The following is a 16,378-nucleotide window of genomic DNA, read 5'->3' as shown; positions in this document are numbered from 1 at the left end:
TCACTGTACCCAGCCCGTCAGTGCAGGGAAGGCCAGCAGGGCCAGGGCCATGACGAGGTAGAGGCCCTGCAGCGGCAGCATCCAGCGCACCCACTGGCCAAAGGGCACGCCGGCCAGCGCCAGTACGCCGACGGTGATGCCCGAGGTCGGGATGATGGGCGTGGTCAGCTCGCCCAGCTGGAAGGCCAGCACGGCGGTCTGGCGCGTGACGCCGACGAGGTCGGCCAGCGGCGCCATGATGGGCATGGTCAGCGCGGCCTGGCCGGTGCCGGAGTGGATGAAGAAATTGATGAGCGACTGGATGGCGAACATCTTCTGCGCCGCCAGCACCGGCGTGCTGGACGCCACCAGCGGCGCCAGCGCGTTCAGCAGCGTGTCGATGATCTGGCCCTCGCGCATCAGGATGACGGTGCCCTTGGCCAGCGCGATGACCAAGGCCGTGCCGACCAGGTCGCGCGCGCCGTGCAGGAAGGCGGCCATGAAGTCGTCTGCCGACAGCTTGGCCACCGCACCGACAGCCACGGCCATGACGAGGAAGAGGGCGGCGATCTCCTCGATGTACCAGCCGAACCCGACGACGCCGCCGATCATGACCAGTAGCGTGCCGGCGAACAGCCACAGCACCGCGCGATGGCGGCCGCTCATGCCGGTGAAGGCCTCGAAGCGGGCCAGGTCCAGCGTCTTGCGCCGCTCCTGGTCCATGACGTAGCTGGGGCTCAGCTCGGGCGAGCGCTTGATGCGCGCGGCCCACCACATCAGGAAGGCGATGGTGACGCTCGTCGCGATGACCCAGCACAGCGCGCGATAACCCAGACCCGAGAACATGGGCACGCCGGCAATCCCTTGCGCCACGCCGACGTTGAAGGGGTTCAAAAAGGCCGTGGCAAAGCCCACCTGCGAGCCGACGAAGGGGATGGCCACGCCGGTCAGGGTGTCCAGCTTCAGCGCCAGTGCCAGCGGGATGAAGATCAGCACGAAGGGGATGGCCTCCTCCGCCATGCCGAAGCTGGCGCCACCGAGCGAGAACAGCGTGACGAAGACCGGGATGACGGCCAAGCGCACCAGGGCCGAACGACTGTGGGCGCGGGCGACGGACTTGATCAGCGCGTCGATGGCCTCGGTGCGCTGCAGCACCGCGAAGGCGCCGCCGACGATCAACACGAAGCCGATGATCAACGCCGCTTCGACAAAGCCCTTGATGGGCGCCGTCAGCAGTGCCGTCAGGCCCTGGGGCTTGGCATCGATGAGATGAAAGCTGCCGGCGACGATCAATGTCTTGCCGTTGACCAGCTCGGTCTGGAAGCGCCCACCGGGCACGATCCAGGTGGCCGCCGCGATCAGTGCCAGCAGCGCGAACAGCAGCACATAGGTGTTGGGCAGGCGCAGCTTCATGGGCTCAACAGCTTGCCGCTGCGATAGGCGGTAGCACCGGCGATCTTGGCCAGGCGCATGCCGCGGGTGGCGAAGCGGCGGGCGCTGCGGGCGAAGCAGCGGCCGCTGGCGCGGGCGTGCAGCGGCGTGCGCTCATCGGTCAGCGGGTCGATGACCTCGGCGACCAGTTCGCCCGCCTCCACCCAGTCGCCCGGCGCCTTGTTGAAGACGACGATGCCGCTGGTGGGTGCGGTGATGGGCTCCACGCCTTCCAGCGGTGTGGGCTCGCAGGTGGGTGGCGGCGGCGGCGCCAGGCCGTCGACATGGCCGAGATGGCGCAGGAAGGCGATCAGCGCGTCGGCATCGTGCTCGGCCAGCTCATGCGTGACCTCGGTCTCGCCGCGCAGCTCGACGGTGGCGGCCAGGCAGGCATTGGGCTCGATGGGAAAGCGGCCGTCGAAATGTGCGGCCAGCTCCCACCAGATGCGCGAGATGGATTCGTCAAAAGGGTCGTCGCCCGACACCGCGCTGAACAGCAGCGCCTGGGCGCCGAGATAGCCGGCCAGCGGCCGCAGCGCTTCGATTTGCGGCGTGCCGGTGTAGACATGCATGACGGCCTGGTTGTCGCAGTGCAGGTCCAGCACCAGGTCGGCGTCCATGGCCAGGGTCTGCAGCAGGCGCTTTAAAGCCTCTGCTTCGCTGTTGGGACGCCAGGCTTCAAGCAGATGAAGGCAGGCGGCTCGGATGGCGAGCGTGTTGGCTGCCGCATCGGCGCCGAGCTGCGATTCGACCAGCGGGATCAGCGCCGCCGTCAGATGCTTGAACTGGCGGTTGAAGTTGACGCCGGTGCCCAGGTCGAAGCGGCCGAAGGCCGAGCCCTGCACGTCCTGGGCGAGGCCGATGGGATTGGCCATGGGCACAAGGACGATCTCGCCGGCAATCGCACCTGCCGCGTCGAGTGCCACCAGACGCTCGATGAGAGCCTGGGCGACCAGCATCGGCGGCACTTCGTCTGCATGCAGCGAGGCCTGTAGATAGGCCTTGCGCCCCGACTCGCCGCGGCCGAAATGCAGGCTGCGGACATGGCGCTGCGTGCCGGCGCTGGCGGCCGGCAGTTCGTGGTGGACGCTGCGCATGTCAGTTCGGGGTCAAAGGCGTGAACAGCGGCGTCGCCATGCGCACCGGGATGACATCCAGGCGGGCCTTCAGCACGGTGTAGTCCTCGCCGCCGAGCGCCCCGCTGAACCAGCCCACCAGGCCCGGCCCCTTGTAGAGGCGGAACTCGAAGCCCAGCTCGGGCGACAGGTCGTTGGGACGGGGCCTGACGCGATAGGCCAGGCCGCGCACCTCGGGCGCGCGGCCGTCCAGCAGCTGGGCCATGGCGGTGACGATGGTGTTGTCGGCCAGGATGTCGAGGAAGTAGTTCTCGTTCTGCAGATAGGGCTTGTAGTCACTCGCGGCCGGGTCGATCTTCTGGTCGCGCAGCTTGTGGGCGGCGGGTGTGGTGACGCCGCTCTTGAGGTTGTGCTTGTCGCCGCGGTCCAGGTAGCTGATGAGGGCGCCGCGCAGGTTGAAGGCGGGCAGCTTGGTGTCGGCCGTGGCCTCGGACAGGTCCACCAGCAGGGCGCCGCGCGCGCCGACGATCTCGACCTCGCTGCCCTTGACGATGGCCGCCGTGTTCTCCTCCACGCCCAGGCCCAGCGTGTAGCCGAAGGCGCGCATGGCCGGCAGCATGCGGCCGATGCGGCCGCGCCTGAGGAAGTGCTGGTCGACGAACAGGTCGTGCCCGACGAAGCCCAGGCCGCGGTCGTATTCGCGGCCTTCACGCCACTGGCCCTTGAGGATCTGCATGTTGTCACCGGCGTCGCGGAACATCATGCGACTCATGATGGCCGCGCCGGCACTGCTGCCGGCCACCACGCCGCCGCCGTCGAAGACCTGCCAGATGGCTTTCAGCATGGCCGTCGGCTCGCCCTTGGGCTGCAGCGTGTCGACGATGTATTCCTGGGCGCCGCCCGAGAAGAACACGGCCTTGGACGCGGCGACCTTGGCGATCAGCTTGAGGTCGTTGAGGTTGGCCTGCAGGTCGATGTCCTTCTGGCGCGGCGCGACGGGAATGGCCTCGGCATTGGCGCCGTGGCGGTTCAGTGCCGCCACGATGAGGCCGGCGCTGCGCTCGGGGTTGGCCGCGGCCGTGGCGAACACGGCGATGGGCGCGCCGGCGCCACCGGCTTCCTCGACGACGCGTTGCCAGACAGCCTCGTTGTCGTTCTTCAAGGCGCCACCGATGACGATGGCCGTGCCGGCGTGGGCGGTGGTGGCGCACCACAGTGCGACAAGCAGAAAGCGGGTCAGGAATCTCATGTCCCGATCTTGGCAGCGCTTGCGCGGCTGAACCAGCGGGTTGGACCGGGCTCGCGCGGCGGACGCAATTGCATGTCGCTTGTAGGCAAGCGCTGTTGCGGCGTTGCGCACCTCGTTTGCCGAGAAGCGACGCGCATTTGCGTGCAAGCGACCGCCACGCCGAAACCCCATAGGCAAGCCCTGCACCGCCTCCCTAACCTGAATGGCATCCGCTCCCATCCATTCAAAACGAGGCCTTCTTCATGACCCGCTCCTTCATCCGGCACCCGCTGGCACACGCCGCCCTGATGCTCTGCGCCGTGGCCCTGCCTGCACAGGCACAACAAGACCAGAAGCTCGAACGCGTCGAGATCACCGGCTCCAGCATCAAGCGCGTGGATGCCGAGACGGCGCTGCCGGTGCAGACCATCAAGCGCGAAGACATCGCCAAGTCCGGCGTGACCACCGCCGCCGAGCTGCTGAAGAACATCAGTGCCGCCACCGCCAACCTGGGCGACGGTGCGTCCATCACCGACAACTCCGGCGGCCAGCGCGGCTTCAACGGGGCCAACCTGCGCGGCATCGGCGTGTCGTCGACGCTGGTGCTGCTGAACGGCCGCCGCCTCGCCAACTTCGCCTCGCCCGGCGACTCGGCCGGCGTGGACCTGAACAGCATCCCGGCTGGTGCCATCCAGCGCGTCGAGGTGCTGAAGGACGGCGCCTCGGCCATCTACGGCACCGACGCCATCGGCGGCGTCATCAACTTCATCACGCGCCAGGACTACCAGGGCATCGACGTCAACGCCTACGCCTCCGGCACGAAGGAAGGCGGCGCAGGCAAGAAGACCTTCACCGTCAGCGGTGGCGTGGGCGAGCTGGCACGCGATGGCTACAACGTCTTCGCGACGCTGGACGTGCAGCGCCTGGATGCCCTGCGCTCCACGCAGCGCGAGTTCATCCAGCAGCGCCCCCTGGTCAGCACGGTGCCCTACTACCTGTCCAGCCGCCCCTACCCCGGCAACATCCGTTTGTCGGGCACGGCGTCCACACGCGCGGCCCAGCTTGCCGCCATCAACGCGGCCGGCTACCTCTTCAACGGCAAGCCCTATACGCAGCGCACGGTCAACCTGTTCGCACCGACCTGCAACCCGCCGGCCTCTGTCTACGCGCCCACGCAGATCGGCGCCGAGGCCTGCGGCTATGACTACATGGCCGACACCGAGATCTATCCCAAGTCCGACAAGACCTCCTTCGTCACGCGCGGCGTGGTGGACGTCGGTGGCGGCCACCAGCTGTTTGCCGAAGCCCTGCTGGCGCGCGCTGAGACGACCTATGTGCTGTCGCCCAACCCGACGACGCTGAGCGGCGTGACCTGGGCCGCGGTGAACCCCTTCCTGCCCAAGGCGGTGAATGACAGCCGCAGCTTCGAAGTGCGCTTCCGCGCCACCGAGCTCGGCAACCGGACCAACGAGGTGACGAGCGACGCCAGCCGCTTCGTTGTCGGCGCCAAGGGCACGCTGTTCGGTGACTGGGACTACACGGCCGGCGCCAGCCATGCGAAAAACGAGGTCAAGGACCGCTATGTCAACGGCTACTTCAAGTTCAACGAGCTGCTGCAGGCGGTCAAGGACGGCAAGGTCAACCCCTTCGGCCCTTCGCCCGCGGGCAGCCAGGCGCTGATCCAGTCGCTGCGCATCGACGACGTCGCCCGCCGCGGCGAGGGCGCCACCTCGGGCCTGGACTTCAAGATCACCGGCACGCTGGCCCAGCTGGAAGGCGGCGAACTCGGCCTGGCCCTGGGCGCCGAACTGCGTCGCGAGACGCAGAAGTTCGCGCCCTCGGCCCTGCTGGTGGGCAACAACATCGGCGGCGACCGCGATTCATCCGGTACGGCGCCAGCCCTGGTCGCCACCAGCTATGGCCGCAATATCGCGTCGGCCTATGTTGAGCTGAATGCGCCGGTGACCAAGACCTTGGAGATCCAGGCAGCGCTGCGTGCCGACCACTACGAGGGCGTCGGCAGCTCCGTGAACCCCAAGCTCGGCCTGCGCTACCAGCCCAGCAAGCAATTGGTGCTGCGCGCCTCGGCCGGCACGGGCTTCCGCGCGCCATCCTTCAGCGAGCTCTACCGTCCGACCAGCTACGGCACCAGCCCGGCCTTCCTCTACGACAAGGTGTATGACGCCTTCGACCAGTACCCGACGCAGAAGGTCGCCAACCCCGACCTCAAGCCCGAGAAGAGCAAGCAGGCCTCGGCCGGCATCGTCTTCGAGCCGGTCAAGGACAGCACCATCAGCCTGGACTACTGGCGCATCACCAAGACCGATGTCATCAGCGACCTGTCCGGCAAGATCATCCTGGAGAACCCGACGCGCTATGCGAGCTACATCCAGCGCGACCCGGCCGACGACTACCCGACGCTGATCCTGAAGAAGGAGAACCAGGGCGGGCTCAAGACCTCGGGCCTGGACCTGGATGCACGCTGGCGCTCGGCCGCGAGCGACATGGGTCGCGTGGGGCTGAACTTCAGCGGCACCTACGTCATCGAATACAAGCGCCAGTTCGGCCAGGCCGAGGGCTTCCTGGAGAACGCCGGCCGCTTCCTGCAGGACCAGGTCATCCAGCGCTGGCGCCACCGCGTGTCGGGCGACTGGGACTTCGGCCCGCTGTCGCTGACGCTGGGCAACAGCTATTTCTCCAGCTACACCGACGACAGCTATCTGCCCGACACCGCGCCGCGCAAGGTCAAGGCCTATTCGCTGTGGGACACCAGCGCCAGCTACCGCTTCAGCAGGCAGTTCAGCGTGCGCGCCGGCGTGCAGAACCTGCTGAACACCGCACCGCCGTTCAGCAACCAGTCCTACTACTTCCTGTCGACCTTCGACCCGACCTACACCGACCCGCGCGGCCGCAGCTGGTTCGTCAGCCTGAGCTGGCAGATGCGTTGATAGGCAGAGCTTGCCGCGCGCCAGGCGTGATCAACCCACTCGTGTGGCGGGCGGCACGAAGCCTTGCCGCCACGCCTGGAACTCGGCTGCCGGCATGGGTCGGGCGATGAAATAGCCCTGGGCGGTGTCGCAGCCCAGCCGGGCCAGCTGCTCCCAGTCTTCCGCGGTCTCGACGCCCTCCGCAACGATGAGGCGGCCGAGGTCGTGCACGAGGTCGATGGTCGAGCGAACGATGGTGGCCGAGTCCTTGCTACGCGACATGTCGCGCACGAAGGACTGATCGATCTTGATGTACTCGACGGGCAGGCGCTGCAGATAGCTCAGCGAGGAATAGCCTGTGCCGAAGTCATCGATGTGCAGGGGAATGCCGAGCTCGCGGAGATCATGCAGGACGGCCAGCGCGAAGGAGGCGTCCTCCATCAAGGTGCTCTCGGTGATCTCCAGTTCCAGCAGCCCGCGCTCGGTCCCGAAGTCGGACAGCAAGCGTTGGATCAGGTCCAGCAGATCGTCGTCGCGCAGATTGCGGGCCGACAGATTGACAGCGATGGGCAAGGCGCAACCCTGGCGCGCCCAGCCGCGATTCAGCCCCAGCACCGATGCCAGCATCCATTCGGTCAGCGGCTTGATCAGGCCCGTGTGTTCCGCCAGTTCGATGAACTCCCCGGGGGGCACGAGGCCGCGGACGGGGTGTTGCCAGCGCACCAGCGCTTCGGCGCCGCACACCTGGCCGCTGCGCATGTCGACCTTGGGTTGCAGATACAGCCGCAGCTGATCGCTGTCGATGGCGCGCTTGAGCTCCGAGGCCATGCTGAGCCGGCTGGGCTGATCGCGATTGCGCTCGGCGTCGAAGAAGGCGTGTTTGGCACCGCGCTGCTTGGCCTGGTGCAGCGCGATGTCCATGTGCCGGAAGACGTCGTGCGGCGTCGAACCATGCTCGGGGAACAGCACGATGCCGGTCTTGAAGGACACGTCAAGCGGGATGTCGGCGACATGAAAGGGCTGCGACAGCGCCTCGTCCAGCTGGCGCGCCAGTGCCGAAGCGGCCTGTCTGTCGGCATCACCCAGCAGGATGGCGAACTCGTCGCCGCGCAGCCGCACCACGAGGGCTTGCGGTGGTGTGGCCTGCTGCAGGCGGGCCGAGAACTCACGCAGCATCGCATCGCCATGGGCGAAGCCGAGGGCATCGTTCACCTCCCTCAGCCGGTCGATATTGGTCTGCAGCGCGGCAAAGGGCTGACCCCGGCGGACCGCTTTCTCCAGCGCCGCAGAGAAACTGGCCTGATTGGGCAAGCCGGTCAGGGCATCGAAATGCATCAGCCGGACCATGGCGGCACGCGTGCGCTCCTGCTCGACTCGAGCGCGCAGTGTCGCGATGCCGAAGGCAAGGTCGCCGGCCGACTCCGTCAGCAGCGTGACCTCGTCGGCATCGAAGGTCTCGGCCTCGGCGTCGTAGATGGCCAGGGCGCCTATGACGTCTTCGCCGACGCGCAGCGGCAGGCCGATCGCGGACCGGTGTGGGCCGAGATGGCGTTGCCAGGCGGCATAGGCGCTGTCCTGTCGCATGTCGCCCACGACGCACAGGGCGCCGGTGCGCGTGGCCACGCCGGCGACACCGGAGCCGAATTCGTCGTCGGCCCAGCTGACCTTCAGCAGGCGCAGGGCGGCCAGGCCACCCTCATAGCCGCATTCGGCGACCGGCTGCAGGGTCGGGGCGGCAGCGTCGCCGCGATACCAGATGACGGCCAAGCCATAGCCACCTCCTGCGACGATGGCATGGCACATGCTGTGCAACAGATCGTCCTCGTCCTGGGCGCGCAGCAGGGTGCGGTTGCCCGCGCTCAGGGTGCGCAGCGCCCGGCTGACACGTTCCAGGTCGCGCACCTGCTGGGCGAGTTCGTCATTGAGCGCATGGATGCGGGCCTCGGCGCGCTTGCGCTCCGTGATGTCGGTGCCCATGACGTAGTAGCCGGCCACACGCTCGTCGGTGTCTCGCTGAGGCACATAGCTGATGACCTGCCAGACGCCGGGGAATGGCTCCCAGTCATAGGTCAGTGGCTCGCCCCGCAGCACCTGGCCAATCAGCGGCGCGGCGATCGCGTAGCGGGCATCGCCCAGGATCTCGCGGACCGAGCAGCCGACGATGTCGTCGCGGTCCGGCGCGAAACGATCACGGTACTGCTGGTTGGCGTAGACATAGTGCTGGCTCTCATCGACATAGGCGATCAGCGCGGGCACATTGCTGGCCACGCTGCGCAGATGCGTCTCGCTCTGCCTCAGCTGGGCGGTGCGTTCCTGCACGCGCTCGGTCAGCCATTCGTTCTGGGCCTCGATGCTGCGCTGGGCCTGCCGCTCCAGTGTCACATCGCGGAACACCAGCACGCTGCCGCGCAGCCGCCCGGCCAGGTCGCGTTTGGGCGTGACGCTCATGGAGACGGGGCGGGTGCTGCCGTCCCGTGCCAGCAGCAGCGCGTCGCGCTCGCCGCTCTGTGCCATGCCGCCGCTGAGCACCTCGGACACCGGGCAGGTGATCGGCGGGCCACCGCTCTCCTCGCTGACGCTGAACACCTCCTGCACGTGCCGGCCCAGGGCCTGTGCCGCCGGCCAGCCGGTCAGGCGCTCGGCCACGGGGTTCATGCGGCTGACCAGCCCTCCGGTGTCGGTGGCCATCACTGCTTCACCGATGGAGAGCAGCGTGATGGTCAACCTTTCCTCGCTTTCTTCCAGCTGGCGCCGGCCCCAGGCTGCTTCGCGCAGTTGGCGCCGCAACATCAGATAGGTCACGATCAGTTGCGCCGACAGCAGGGCCGCCGCCCCGGCGCCGAACAGGCGCATCAGCCGGGCCGTCCTCTCGCGTTCGGCGCTGTGCCGGTCGAGCCGCTCGCGCTCGTCCTGCTCCATCGCGTCCAGCAGCCGATGCGTGCGCGTCCGCGTTTCCTTCAGCGGAAAGGTGGCGACGAGGCCATTGGCCGCCGCCACGCCCTGGGCCTTGCGCATGGCCTCGATCTGCCTTGACAGGGCGATGCGCTCGTCGATGACCGCCCGCAGCTCCGTCCAGCGCGCCTGCTGGGTCGGGTTGTCCTGCATCAGCCGTCTCAGTCCCAGCATCACGGCCTCACGCCGGGTCATGGCCGCGTCGCGTTCAGCCAGCTGCTGTTCGTCCCCCGAAATGCGGTAGCTCTGCGTGCTGAGTTCAGCCTGCAACGTCATGGAACGGATCTGGGCCAGCTCATGCAACACGGCCGCGGTGCGTTCCACCCGCCGCGCGGCCTCGCCAGCCTCGCTCGCGAGCTCCCAGGTGACGGCACACAGCGCGGCGACAACCAGCATCGCCATGCCGAAGGCCAGCAGCACCTTGGCCTCGAAGCTGGTCCGCAACCTCATGACGCGCCTCCCCTGGGATGCGCAGTCAGGCAGCGTCTTGGTGAATCTTGCGCCGTCCGGACTGCATCGGGCTGGCGCCGTGCCTAACGGCGCTGCCTGTTGACGTTACACCCCAGTTTCAAGCAAGCAATGCGCAAATCAGTTGACGGGCGTCAAAGCGGCGCCGCAGACAGGTGGCTGAAGGCTAGGCGGCCAAGGGCTGGGCGGTGTCGCCGTCGATCAAACGCCTCAGCCACGGCCTCAGGCCGAACAGCACCACCCCGGTGATCAAGCTGCCCACCGCCAGCTGCGTGAACAGCGTCGCATAGGCCGCATTCGTCGTCAGCGGCGAGCCGTCCACCGGCTGGGACACCACGCCCGAGAAGTCGCCGGCGAACAGCGACGCCAGGCCCGTCACCAGCATCCAGCTGCCCATCATGACGCCCTGGTATTGCCGGGGCGCCAGGCGGCCGATCATGGCGTAGCCGATGGGCGAGATCAGCAGCTCGCCCACGCTCTGCAACACATAGCTGAGGAAGAGCCAGAAGAAGTCCGACTTGCCCGAGCCGTCGGCAAAGTGGATGCCGATGGGCAGCACGAGAAAGCCCAGGCCCATCAGCACCAGCGAGGCGGAAAACTGCATCGGGATGTCCACCGGCCAGCCGCGCTCGCGCCAGCGGGCGAACAGCCAGGCCAGCAGCGGCCCACCGATGGCGATGGAGAAGGCGTTGATGTTCTGCACCCACTGCGGCGCCACGGGCACGCCCCAGACATTCATCAGCACATTGCCCACCGCATAGAGCTGCAGGCCGTTGGGTGCCATCTGGTAGAGCGACCAGAACACCAGCGAGCCCGCCGTCAGCACCAGATAGGCCTGCATGCGTTGCTTCTCGGCCCGCACCGGATGGCGCAGGGTCATGACGATCAGGACGACGGCCACCAGGGCGCAGAAAGCCTTCATGCCGATGGAGGTGTCGCCGGGCTGCTTCAACAGCCACACCAACACGGGCACCAGGCCCACCAGCACGGCGCAGCCGATGGCGAAGCGACCCCAGAAGTCGACACCGCGGCGCTGGGCCAGGGGCGTGCTGCGATCGGCCAGCGTGCGCCAGAAGATCAGCGCCACGACTATTGCGGCGGCATTGCCCAGCGTCGCGAACCAGAACAGCGACGAGTAATCCTCGCTGAGCTGGAACACGCCCGAGACCGTGAAGCCGATGAAGAAGCCGACGTTCATGCCGGCGTAGTTCCACAGGAAGGCGGCCTCGCGGCGGTTGTCCTCGGGCTTGAAGCGCTGCGTCAGCATCATGTTCACGCAGGTCACGTTCAGGCCGCAGCCGGTCAGGAACAGGGCCATGCCCCAGTACAGGCCTTCGAGGCTGCCGCCGGCCACGGTGCCGCAGCCCAGCACCTGCAGCAGCATGCCGCCCACGAACAGGTTGCGGTTGCTCAGGAAGCGCCCGCCCAGGTAGCCGCCGAACAGATGCAGCCCGTAGTTGAAGGCGCCGAACACGCCGGTGATCAACGCGGCCTGCTCGCTGGTGAAACCGTGATGGCGCGTCGTGTACAGCGTCAGCGTGAACTGCAGGACGGCGAAGCCCAGCGTCGCGAAGACCTGGATCAGGAACAGCACCGCAGACCCTTCGGGAATGCGTGCCTGGAGTTGTTGGAGTCGGCTCATGGGGCGCGGATTGTCCTGGCACGAAGCGAGGTTTCGCCTGGGTGTCATCCCGCGGACAGGGCGTCGCCAGCCCCCCGACTAGGATGGCCCGAGCCGTTTTCCCTCTGTCCATGGCCGCTCCACTCATGCCCGCCTTTACGAAAGTTTTCGTCGCCAACCGCGGCGAGGTCGCGCTGCGCGTGATGCGCGCCCTGCACGACCTGGGCAGCCGCGGCGTGGCCGTGCACGCGGTGGATGACACGGCCGCGGCGATGGCCGACGAGGTCGTCGCGCTGTCGGGCAGCGGCCCCGCGGCCTATCTCGATGTCGATGGTCTGGTGGCCATTGCCAGGCGCACCGGCTGCGACGCCGTCCATCCGGGCTATGGATTCCTCAGCGAGCGGGCCGACTTCGCGCGCGCCTGCGCAGCGGCCGGTCTCGTCTTCATCGGCGCGACACCCGATCAGCTCGAACTCTTTGGCGACAAGGCGCGTGCACGGGCCCTGGCCCAGCAATGCGGCGTGCCGGTGCTGGCGGGCAGCGAAGGCGCGCTGACGCTGGAACAGGCGCAGGCCTTCCTCGACGCCCAAGGCGGTGACGGCATCCTGCTCAAGGCCATCGCCGGCGGAGGGGGCCGAGGCATGCGGGCCGTGACCCGCGCCGGCGATCTCGCTGCCGCCTATGAGCGTTGCCGCTCGGAAGCGCGCGCGGCCTTCGGCATCGACGGCGTCTATGCCGAGCGCCTGATGCGCAGTGCCCGGCACATCGAGATCCAGGTCATCGGCGACGGCCGCGCGGTGCTGGCCCTCGGCGAGCGCGACTGCACGCTGCAGCGGCGCTTCCAGAAGCTCGTCGAGATGGCGCCCAGCCCGGTGCTGGACGATGCCATGCGCGGGCGGCTGAGCGATGCGGCCTTGCGCATGGCTAGCGCGGTGCACTACCGCGGCCTGGGAACCTTCGAGTTCCTCGTCGACCTGGGCCGTGGTGAGTTCGCCTTCATCGAAACCAACCCGCGCCTGCAGGTCGAGCACACCCTCACCGAGGAAGTGACCAGCCTGGATCTCGTGCAGCTGCAGATCCAGATCGCCGCCGGCCGCAGCCTCGCCGAGCTGGGCCTGGCCACGGCGCCACGGCCCCGGGGCTTTGCGATCCAGTGGCGCCTCAATGCCGAAGCCCTCGGCGGCCGACTGTCACGCCTGGACCTGCCCGCCGGCCCTGGTGTTCGCGTCGACACCCATGCCGTCGCTGGCATGTCACCCGCGCCGAACTACGACAGCCTGCTTGCCAAACTCATCGTGCGCGGTCCGCGCTTCGCGGACGCGCTCAGGCGCTCCCAGCGGGCTTTGGCCGAATGCCGCGTCGAAGGCGTGGCCACCAATGTCGAGCTGCTGCGGCGCCTGGCCTTGCGACCCGAACTGGCAGGGCTTGAGCTGCATACCGGCTGGCTCGAAGAGCATCTGGCCGAACTTTTGCCGACTGTCGAGAGCGAGTTCGCCGACCCGCATGCGGTCACCACCGCCACGCCGGGCCGGCTGCTGCAGTTCAGCGTCGCCGTCGGCGATCGCGTCGCGGCCGGTGCCGAACTGGGCATCGTCGAGGCCATGAAGATGGAACATGTGATCGCCGCACCGCGCGCCGGTCGCATCGCCGCGCTGACCGCGGCCGTGGGCGCCATCGTCGAGGTCGGTCAAAGCCTGATCGTGCTGGAGCCCGACGACGACGACGCCACGCCGACCGAGGCGGGCAGGGCGGCGAGCGACCCCGACCACGTCCGTCCCGACCTGCAACGTCTCATCGATCGCAGTGCCTTCACGGTGGACGCCGCGCGCCCCGATGCCATCGCCAAACGCCATGCCCAGGGCCTGCGCAGCGCGCGCGAGAACATCGCCGATCTCTGCGATGCCGGCTCCTTCATCGAATACGGCGCCCTGGCCGTCGCCGCCCAGTCGCGCCGCCGCAGCGCGGAAGATCTGATCGCCAACACGCCGGCCGACGGCATCGTCACCGGCATCGGCGCAGTCAATGGCGGCGCCTTCGGCGAGGAGAAGTCACGCACCGTCGTCATGGCCTATGACGCCACCGTGCTGGCCGGCACCCAAGGCGCGCGCAACCACGCCAAGACCGACCGCATGCTGGGAATCGCCGCCGAGCAGCAGCTGCCCCTGGTGCTGTTCGCCGAAGGCGGCGGCGGCCGGCCAGGTGACACCGACATGCCCGTCGTCGCCGGCCTGCATGTGCCTACCTTCGCCAGCCACGCGGCCCTGTCCGGCCGCGTGCCCGTCGTCGGCATCGCCGCGGGGCGCTGCTTTGCCGGCAATGCGGCCCTGCTGGGCTGCAGCGACGCCATCATCGCCACGCGCGCCAGCAACATCGGCATGGGCGGGCCGGCCATGGTGGAGGGCGGCGGCCTGGGCCTGTTCAAGCCCGAGCAGATCGGCCCGGCGAGCGTGCAGCATGCGAACGGCGTCATCGACGTGCTGGTGGACGACGAGGCGGCCGCAGTCGCCGCCGCGAAGCACTATCTGTCCTTCTTCCAGGGCCGCATGCCGCAGTGGACGGCGCCGGACACGCGCGCGCTGCGCCATGTCGTGCCCGAGAACCGGCTGCGCGTCTACGACAGCCGCGCGGCACTGCAGGCGCTGTTCGACGCGGGCAGTGTGCTGGTCCTGCGCAGCGGTTTCGGCGCCGGCATCCACACGGCGCTGGCGCGCCTCGAAGGCCGACCCGTCGGCGTGCTGGCGAGCAACCCGCTGCACCTGGGCGGCGCCATCGATGCCGACGCGGCCGACAAGGCGGCGCGCTTCATGCAGCTCTGCAACGCGCATGGCCTGCCCATCGTCAGCCTCATCGACACGCCGGGCTTCATGGTCGGGCCCGACATAGAAGCCCGGGCCCAGGTGCGCCATGTGAGCCGCCTCTTCGTCACCGCCGGCGCACTGCGCGTGCCCTTCTTCGCCGTCGTGCTGCGCAAGACCTATGGCCTGGGCGCGATGGCGCTGGCTGCGGGCGGCCTGCACCAGCCCGTGTTCAGCATCGCCTGGCCGACGGGCGAGTTCGGCGCGATGGGACTGGAAGGCGCGGTGCGCCTGGGCTTTCGCAAGGAGCTGGAGGCGCTGCCGGCCGGCCCGCAGCGCGAGGCCCTGTTCCAGCGCCTCGTCGCCCAGCAGTACGCCAATGGCGAGGCCCTCAACCTCGCGGCGACGCTGGAGATCGACGCCGTCATCGATCCCGCCGACACGCGTTCATGGCTGGCACGCGGCCTGGCCTCGGCGATCATCCGGCCCCTGCCCAACCACCGCTTCGTCGACACCTGGTGATGCCTTCAGCCCGACTCGACCTCGTGCGCGCCTACCTGGCCGCCTATGCCGCGCGCGACCTTGCCGCCGTGGCGGCGATGTTCGCCGACGCGATCACGCTGCGTGACTGGAAGATCCGCGTCGTCGGCAAGGCCGCGGCGCTGGCCGAGACGCGCAAGAACTTCGAGTCGGTGGAGAGCCTGCAGATCGATGTGCTGGCGGCCTACGAACGCGAAGGCGGCGCGGCGGCGGAGCTGAAGATCGACATCAATGGCCGCGACACCATCCATGTCGTCGACGTGTTCGACTTCGATGCCGACGGCCGTATCGCCGCCATCCGCGCCTACATCGGCCGCGGCGATGACTGAGCCGCGCGGCTGACGCGCCCGCTCAGCGCGGCGTGGTGGAGTCGACGCCGGGCTTGAACTCCACGCCGTGCGCGGCCAGGTAGTCGCGGATCAGCCGCCTCACCACTTGCGAGGGCGTCACGTCCTGCTGCGCGCACAGGGTCTCGAAGGCTTTTTTCTTGTCCGGGTCGATCAGCACCGTCAGGCGGGCGGTCTTTTGCTCCATATCGGCTCCTATGTTAATGAAATGATAATTGCAAACGTACGCAATTCACATTAGATTCGCGTTGTGACCCTCAGCTTCCTGCACCGCCTCACCGGCAAGCACCGCACGCGGTCGGCCAACCGGCAGTTGGGCGCTGTGCTGGCCTTCGTGGCCGGGGCGGTCAATGCGGGCGGCTTCCTGGCCGTGCGGCGCTACACCTCGCACATGACAGGCGTGATCTCCGGCGTGGCCGACGATCTGGCCACCGGTGGCTTCGCGCTGGCGGTGGCGGGGCTGGCCTCGCTGCTGGCCTTCATGGCGGGTGCGGCCTGCACGGCCTTGCTCATCAACTGGGCGCGTCGGCGCCAGATGCACAGCAAGTACGCGCTGGCCCTGCTGCTGGAGGCCGCGTTGCTGCTCGCGTTCGGCCTGCTGGGCGCTCATCTCGACACACTGACTCGTCTGCTGGTGCCGACCGCCGTGCTGCTGCTGTGCTTCATCATGGGCCTGCAGAACGCTATCGTGACCAAGATCTCCCAGGCCGAGATTCGCACCACCCACATGACCGGCGTCGTGACCGACTTGGGGCTGGAACTGGGCCGGCTGCTCTACTGGAACGGTGCCACCGCGCCCGACTCGGTCCACTTCGTGCGCGCCAACCGCGACAAGCTCTTCATCCACAGCCTGGTGCTGGGCCTGTTCTTCGGTGGCGGCCTCGTCGGCGCGCTGGCCTTCAAGCACTTCGGCTTCTCGGCAACCCTGCCCATCGCACTGCTGCTGGTGCTGATGGCTTCGCCGCCGCTGATCAATGACCTGCAGCGCGCCTGAGCGCCGCTGCCACACCCGCA

General features: G+C 68.2%; 10 protein-coding genes. 4 read left to right on the top strand and 6 right to left on the bottom strand.

Annotated features, from left to right (window positions below; genetic code table 11):
• The 3 genes from AC1D2H_RS22230 to AC1D2H_RS22220 are packed head-to-tail and all read right to left on the bottom strand — an operon-like array spanning position 1 to position 3,735.
• Positions 1-1,392, bottom strand: a complete 1,392-nt coding sequence (locus AC1D2H_RS22230) for a YfcC family protein (protein ID WP_477937499.1) — start codon at positions 1,390-1,392, stop codon at positions 1-3.
• Positions 1,389-2,507: a M14 family metallopeptidase gene (locus tag AC1D2H_RS22225; protein WP_478012484.1), complete on the bottom strand. Its 1,119-nt coding sequence runs from the start codon at positions 2,505-2,507 to the stop codon at positions 1,389-1,391. The genes AC1D2H_RS22230 and AC1D2H_RS22225 overlap by 4 nt, the downstream gene beginning before the upstream one ends.
• Position 2,508: 1 nt before the next feature.
• Entirely contained in the window at positions 2,509-3,735 is a 1,227-nt protein-coding gene (locus AC1D2H_RS22220) for a cyanophycinase (protein ID WP_478012483.1), read from the bottom strand.
• Between the two features lie 242 nt (positions 3,736-3,977).
• Between AC1D2H_RS22220 and AC1D2H_RS22215 the strand changes: the two genes are divergently transcribed.
• Positions 3,978-6,662 carry a TonB-dependent receptor gene (locus AC1D2H_RS22215; RefSeq protein WP_478012482.1) on the top strand — a complete coding sequence of 895 codons (2,685 nt, stop codon included), beginning with the start codon at positions 3,978-3,980 and terminating at the stop codon, positions 6,660-6,662.
• Positions 6,663-6,692: 30 nt separating this feature from the next.
• Here the strand turns inward: AC1D2H_RS22215 and AC1D2H_RS22210 are convergent, their stop codons facing one another.
• Entirely contained in the window at positions 6,693-10,043 is a 3,351-nt protein-coding gene (locus tag AC1D2H_RS22210) for an EAL domain-containing protein (RefSeq protein ID WP_478012481.1), read from the bottom strand.
• A gap of 184 nt (positions 10,044-10,227) precedes the next feature.
• The gene (locus tag AC1D2H_RS22205; protein ID WP_477937509.1) at positions 10,228-11,703 is read right to left on the bottom strand and encodes a peptide MFS transporter; all 1,476 of its coding nucleotides are present in this window, start codon (positions 11,701-11,703) and stop codon (positions 10,228-10,230) included.
• Positions 11,704-11,813: 110 nt separating this feature from the next.
• Here AC1D2H_RS22205 and AC1D2H_RS22200 point away from each other — a divergent pair, with 110 nt between their 5' ends.
• Entirely contained in the window at positions 11,814-14,999 is a 3,186-nt protein-coding gene (locus tag AC1D2H_RS22200; RefSeq protein ID WP_478012480.1) for a carboxyl transferase domain-containing protein, read from the top strand.
• On the top strand, positions 14,999-15,346 hold the full coding sequence (locus AC1D2H_RS22195; RefSeq protein WP_478012479.1) for a nuclear transport factor 2 family protein: 348 nt from the start codon (positions 14,999-15,001) through the stop codon (positions 15,344-15,346). Before AC1D2H_RS22200 ends, AC1D2H_RS22195 begins: the two co-directional genes overlap by 1 nt.
• A gap of 22 nt (positions 15,347-15,368) precedes the next feature.
• Here AC1D2H_RS22195 and AC1D2H_RS22190 read toward each other — a convergent pair whose 3' ends face one another.
• The gene (locus AC1D2H_RS22190) at positions 15,369-15,551 is read right to left on the bottom strand and encodes a CopG family transcriptional regulator (protein WP_477937515.1); all 183 of its coding nucleotides are present in this window, start codon (positions 15,549-15,551) and stop codon (positions 15,369-15,371) included.
• A gap of 63 nt (positions 15,552-15,614) precedes the next feature.
• Between AC1D2H_RS22190 and AC1D2H_RS22185 the strand changes: the two genes are divergently transcribed.
• On the top strand, positions 15,615-16,358 hold the full coding sequence (locus tag AC1D2H_RS22185; protein WP_478012478.1) for a YoaK family protein: 744 nt from the start codon (positions 15,615-15,617) through the stop codon (positions 16,356-16,358).
• The last annotated feature ends 20 nt before the right edge of the window (positions 16,359-16,378 follow it).

It is taken from the genome of Roseateles sp. P1_C1_2, assembly GCF_056406535.1.
Note: the sequence above shows the minus strand (reverse complement) of the source record. Positions and strands in the feature narration are given on the sequence as shown.

Coding starts and splice junctions, on each gene's coding strand:
- AC1D2H_RS22230 (WP_477937499.1), bottom strand. CDS start 1,392: ATGAAGCTGCGCCTGCCCAACACCTATGTGCTGCTGTTCGCGCTGCTG.
- AC1D2H_RS22225 (WP_478012484.1), bottom strand. CDS start 2,507: ATGCGCAGCGTCCACCACGAACTGCCGGCCGCCAGCGCCGGCACGCAG.
- AC1D2H_RS22220 (WP_478012483.1), bottom strand. CDS start 3,735: ATGAGATTCCTGACCCGCTTTCTGCTTGTCGCACTGTGGTGCGCCACC.
- AC1D2H_RS22215 (WP_478012482.1), top strand. CDS start 3,978: ATGACCCGCTCCTTCATCCGGCACCCGCTGGCACACGCCGCCCTGATG.
- AC1D2H_RS22210 (WP_478012481.1), bottom strand. CDS start 10,043: ATGAGGTTGCGGACCAGCTTCGAGGCCAAGGTGCTGCTGGCCTTCGGC.
- AC1D2H_RS22205 (WP_477937509.1), bottom strand. CDS start 11,703: ATGAGCCGACTCCAACAACTCCAGGCACGCATTCCCGAAGGGTCTGCG.
- AC1D2H_RS22200 (WP_478012480.1), top strand. CDS start 11,814: ATGGCCGCTCCACTCATGCCCGCCTTTACGAAAGTTTTCGTCGCCAAC.
- AC1D2H_RS22195 (WP_478012479.1), top strand. CDS start 14,999: ATGCCTTCAGCCCGACTCGACCTCGTGCGCGCCTACCTGGCCGCCTAT.
- AC1D2H_RS22190 (WP_477937515.1), bottom strand. CDS start 15,551: ATGGAGCAAAAGACCGCCCGCCTGACGGTGCTGATCGACCCGGACAAG.